The following is a 4624-nucleotide window of genomic DNA, read 5'->3' on the forward strand; positions in this document are numbered from 1 at the left end:
CGGCCAAGGTGCCCGCAGCCGCCAGATCGGGATAAAGGTCAGGGTTCACCTCAGCAGTGTGGCGTCTCGGGACAACGAAAAGAAACGGTGTCTAAGAACGCCTAACACAATGAGGTGGATCAGTCCTGGTGCCCGTGTCCGCTCGGCGGGTTCGGAGTTGTCCGGGCCATGGGGGCTTCGCCGTGGATCGTGTCGGATGACCTGTGGGAGCGGATCGAACCGCTCCTGTCAAAGCGGGAGAGGCGCTTCAGGTACCCGGGCCGCAAGCCGGTCCCGGACCGGCAGGCGCTGTGCGGGATCCTGTTCGTACTGCATACCGGCATTCGGTGGGAACACCTGCCCCAAGAGCTCGGCTTCGGTTCCGGTATGACGTGTTGGCGCCGCCGGCTGCGTGACTGGAATGAGGCCGGGGTCTGGCAGCGGCTGCATGAGGTGCTGCTGGCCGAGTTGAACGCCGCGGCCCGCCTCGACTGGTCGAGAGCGGTCGTCGACTCCAGCCACGTCAGAGCGCTAAAAGGGGGCTCCAGACAGGCCCGTCGCCGGTCGACCGGGGAAGGGCCGGCTCCAAGCATCATCTGATCACCGACGGACATGGCACCCCGCTCGCAGCGTCTGGGCCAGCGCCTGGTGAGTCCGGGGAGCGAGGCGCTTGCCGCAGAGGCGGTCCGGGAGGCGGTGCCGGTGTGGGAGCTGCAGCGGTCGGGGGCGGCGGGGCGCTGGCCGAAGTCGTGCATGCCGACGTGCGGCCCGCCGGGGCGGGGCGGCGCCTTCGCGGCTACCTACAGGGGCGGGTTCCCGGGGACCAGCCTTGTAGGGCCGATCCGGGAACCCGGGTGTGTGCCGTGGGGGGCGGTGTCCCGGGGGGCTTTCCCGCTCTGGGTGAAGGGTTGCGGAGGCTGGGGACGTGGTGCTGGTGCAGCAACCTTGTGTGTGGAGTCGTGGATGTTGCTGATTCTGTCAGCTTTCGGGGTGTGGGCTGACGAGCTGGGTGAGGAATTTGTGGGTGTCGGGGTCGGTGCTGTGGATGTGGGTGCTGTGGGTGCCGCGGGTGAGCAGGACGCGGTAGGTGTTGAGCGCGAGGGGAAGGTAGGTGTCGGGGTCGAGGTGGCGGAGGGAGCTGTCGCGGCTGTGGTGGGGGTGGGCGGTCCAGCGTCCGTTGGTCCAGGTGAGGTCGGGGCCGATGATGACGCCGGCGTGCTGGTACTCCAGGCCTTGCGCGGTGTAGATGCAGCCGATCTGCTGGTGGCCTCCGGTGTGTGTGGCCCAGAGCTGGCTGTGGGGTGCGATGGGGGTTCCGTCGGCGGGGTTGGTCAGGGTGCCTGCGGCGTTCCAGGCGGCGTTCCAGGTGCGTGCGGGGTGGTCGGGCCGGGCGGGGACGTCGATGGAGATGTCCAGGGGGAGGGTGGTCGCGCCGCGGGGGCGGGTCTTGGTCCAGGGCCAGCAGAATCCGGCCGCGGTCCGGGCGGTGTGTCCGGCGGCGGTGGCGCGCTCGATTTCTTCCTGGAGGAGGAAGGGGTCCTCGACCGTGGTGGGGCCGTAGCCGGTGTGCCCATTCCAGGGTTCGGGATCGCAATACAGGAGGGCGTCGACCCAGGCGGTGTAGGCGGCGGATCCCTGGCAGCGGAAGGAGCCGGTGAGTTCGAGATGGTGGTGGACGCGGCCCATGGCCCGGGCTGCCGCGGCGATCTCGTTGACGCTGGTGCCTTCGTCGGGCCGGATGATCTGGCGTTCGTCGAGGAAGATCACGGCTAGCCGCACGTGCTCGACCACGGCCGCCAGGTCCGGCGGCAGGCCCGGGCCGCGGCGCCTGATCCGCTGTGCTTCGTCGATGACGAGGGTGCTGGCCTGGCGGGCGGTGCCGCGCAGCGCGTCCGCGGAGGGGAACAGTTCGCGGGCTGCGCCGTGGCCGCCCGCGGCGTCCAGGAGGTGGGCGCGGAGCGTGCCGGAGGGGGTGATGAACCGGACGCCGGAGTCGGGGTGGGCGCGCATGAGGTGGCCCAGGAGGCGCACGGCCAGGGCGGTCTTGCCGCTGCCGGGCCCGCCCCGCACGGTGATGACCGCCCCTGCCGGGACCGTACCGGCCGTGTCGGGGGAGGGGGCCAGGTGGCGGGCGGCGGCGTCGCGGATCCGCAGGAAGGCGTCCTGCTGGTCACCGACCAGCGCGAATGATGAGCTGCCCTGCAGGATCGAGCCGACCTGTTCCAGGAGCCGGCTGGAGGGTGTCCACCGTATGCCCTCGAACTCGGCGACCTGCACGGTGTTGGGTGCAGTCAGGTCGGCGCAGCGCAGCAGCCCGGCGAGCTCCGCCGGCGGCGCTGTGAGGTCTGGGGAGGTGAGGACGGGGATGTCGGCGACCGCCGGCACCCCGGGACGCAGCACCTGTCCTTGCTCGGCGGTGGCGTTGTGCAGCAGGACCACGGCGCGCAGGTCCAGTTCGGGCGCGTCGTCGGGCCGCCAGTGCCGGAAGAAACTGCGGTAGGCGGCGACCTGGTAGACCGGATGCGCCGTGACGACCCCGTCCGAACGCAGCACCCGCTCCCCGCCGTCGAGGACACGGCAGGTCTGCCACTGCTTCAGCTCGACCACCACCAGGACGAGCTTCCCGTCCGGGCCGGCGCCCAGCAGGAGCGCGTCCAGGCGCCGTCCGCCTCCTGGGGTGCCGTACTCCAGATACATCCGCAGGTCCGACAGCCCCGCCCGTACCAGCGCCCCCGTCAGCGCGGGCCAGCTGTTGCGCCAGCTGCGGACCTCGGCCTCGCCCGGGACCCCGAACCCCGCCTTGGCGAACCGGGCGACGCAGCGGCTGATGAAGCCCGCGTCGCCGATACGCGCGGCGATGTCACCGACCCGGCCCGCGGCCACGCAGGAGACCAGCCCCCGCTCCAGCCCGCTTACCTCCCCCACCACCGCGTCGGAGACCGGACGGGGAGCGGGAAGAGCCCCGTCCAGCACGCGGAGGCCAGAGGTCTGCTCGGACACGTACGTCTCCTCGTCTGTCTGCGAACGCTTCACCCCGGCACGGGGGCCCTGCCACGCCCTCGGCCCGTGCCGCACCCGGCCCGGCCGGTCCGCCGCTGCGCAGGCATCAACACCGCTATACGTCACGCGGGTTGACGGTACGCCAGTACACCGGCCAGGAAGGGCTACCAAAGCGAAAACGCTATCGACCTATGCGTAGAGAGCTGCTTATGATGCCCTGCATGAAGAGTTCGACGTTCGTCATGGTCCACGTGGGCCAGAGCACCGAGTCCCAGCGCAACCTCGAGCACGGCATCGACACCCTCTCCTGGGGCTTCCCCGAGACCAAACCCGAATACGACAACGCCGACCCGCAGTTCGCGGTCCTCGCCACCGGAGCGTCCCCCCGCGTCCAGCTCCCCGACTGGCTGCGGGGAACCGCCACCCTCTACCTCTTCCAGGTCCGCGGCGGTTTCTACACCGGAACCGCCTGGCACTGGCCCGACGAGGAGGCGGAACGACGCCTGAAATACCCCCAGCGCTTCGGCATCGAACCCCTGGCCAAACTCGAGAACGTCCCCCTCGGACCCGAAGGCCCCCTCACCGAAGCCGGCAGCGACGCCATCCGCCGCTCCGGCACCGACCGCGGCATGGGCAAGATCCTCCAGATGCCCGCCCAGCACCTGCTGGAGCTCGCTGGAATCCCCGTCGACCCCGACGAGCCCGAAGACGTCCCCCTCGACCAGTCCCCGGGCTTCACCGCCGACCAGGTCGAAGGCAAGAAGAAGCCCCAAAGGCGCCGCCGTGGCGCCGGCTACATCTCCGACCCCAAGAAGCGCAAGACCATCGAAGAGCACGCCGAAGCCCTCGCCACCATCCACTACGAACAGGACGGCTGGACAGTCGAGAAACTCGGCAAGCCCTACGACCTGCGCTGCACCCGCGGCACCGAGGAACGCCACATCGAGGTCAAGGGCACAACAGGCGCCGCCACCAGCGTCGAGCTGACCATCAACGAAGTCCTCCACGCCCGGGACAAGGACAACACCGTCGACCTCTACGTCGTCAGCGACATCCGAGTCGACACCCAGACCGACCCCTACACGGCCACTGGCGGAACCGTCTCGCACTACCGCGACTGGGAGCCCGCTGAAGAAGACCTCCGCCCCCGCAAGTACGAATACAGGCTCCCGCACACCCCCGCATAGCCCAAGGAACCCTGCCTGCACTGCCCAGGGGCGAGGACCGGACGAGAAGTCCACGACGCCGTCGCCAAACGGATCGACGAGGAGCCAGATCAGCAGCCCGAATAGGGGGCATGTCGATCGACAGCTGTCGGACTGGCGATGGGCAGCCGGTGTCGGCCTGCTCCCGTCGGCGGAGGCGTTGTGCCGGTACGGCGCGGAGCGGACCGCGACCAAGCTCCGCTGGGGCCTCGCGGTCGACGAAGCGGAGCGGGACCGGCTGCTCGACATCGCGGCCGGCTGCGGCGGCACCGTGGAGTTCACCCCGGCCCCGTAGACCGCGCCCACACCCTGTCGGCCGAGCGCCCCCTTCAACAGCTTGGGTTCTAGGAGTTGTCCGGCCGATCATGTGACTACTCCCTGCTCAGGTCGTTGATGTGGGCATGGGGCGGGGTGATCTGAGTGATGCCGAGTGGGAACGG

General features: G+C 70.0%; 3 protein-coding genes and 1 pseudogene. 3 read left to right on the plus strand and 1 reads right to left on the minus strand.

Annotated features, from left to right (window positions below; genetic code table 11):
- Positions 1 to 168: 168 nt before the first annotated feature.
- Positions 169 to 611 (plus strand): annotated as a pseudogene (locus tag ACZ518_RS39315) (IS5 family transposase); the annotation flags it as partial.
- A gap of 346 nt (positions 612 to 957) precedes the next feature.
- On the opposite strand, the gene ACZ518_RS39320 reads toward ACZ518_RS39315, so the two are convergent.
- Positions 958 to 2979 carry a DNA/RNA helicase domain-containing protein gene (locus tag ACZ518_RS39320; protein ID WP_469117829.1) on the minus strand — a complete coding sequence of 674 codons (2022 nt, stop codon included), beginning with the start codon at positions 2977 to 2979 and terminating at the stop codon, positions 958 to 960.
- 221 nt (positions 2980 to 3200) lie between these two features.
- Here ACZ518_RS39320 and ACZ518_RS39325 point away from each other — a divergent pair, with 221 nt between their 5' ends.
- Together ACZ518_RS39325 and ACZ518_RS39330 are read left to right on the plus strand one after the other, a co-directional pair.
- Entirely contained in the window at positions 3201 to 4166 is a 966-nt protein-coding gene (locus tag ACZ518_RS39325; protein ID WP_469117830.1) for a protein NO VEIN domain-containing protein, read from the plus strand.
- Between the two features lie 178 nt (positions 4167 to 4344).
- Positions 4345 to 4479 carry a hypothetical protein gene (locus tag ACZ518_RS39330; RefSeq protein WP_469117831.1) on the plus strand — a complete coding sequence of 45 codons (135 nt, stop codon included), beginning with the start codon at positions 4345 to 4347 and terminating at the stop codon, positions 4477 to 4479.
- Positions 4480 to 4624: the final 145 nt, after the last annotated feature.

It is taken from the genome of Streptomyces sp. NPDC033966 (genome assembly GCF_055575955.1).